The organism is Zoogloea sp. LCSB751, assembly GCF_002028455.1.
GTDB lineage: Bacteria > Pseudomonadota > Gammaproteobacteria > Burkholderiales > Rhodocyclaceae > Zoogloea.
Window position 1 is genome coordinate 1 of record NZ_MWUM01000191.1, and the last position, 272, is coordinate 272.

A 272-nucleotide genomic window follows, 5' to 3' on the forward strand; every position below is an offset into this window, starting at 1 on the left:
GATACCGGCGTGGGGATTGCGCCCGAGGTGCGCGAGCAATTATTTATGCCTTACTGCGTATTGCCTAATCAGGGGCGCAGCCGTGGGACAGGTTTGGGGCTTGCCATCTGCAAACAGTTAGTTGAACTGATGGATGCACAGGGGCCGGGCATTTGGGTCAAGAGCGAACCTGGCAAGGGCAGTGAGTTTGGTTTTGAGCTGAGCTTTACCCAATGTGATAAGGCATTGGATACGCAAACTCAGGTGCAAAAACAGGTTAATCCCCAGAGGGT

At 53.3% G+C, this 272-nt stretch carries 1 protein-coding gene; it reads left to right on the forward strand.

Features of this window, described 5'->3' with window-relative positions; all coding sequences use genetic code 11:
- The coding region (locus B4920_RS26305; RefSeq protein WP_139379679.1) for an ATP-binding protein at positions 1-272 on the forward strand (272 nt) is incomplete at both ends.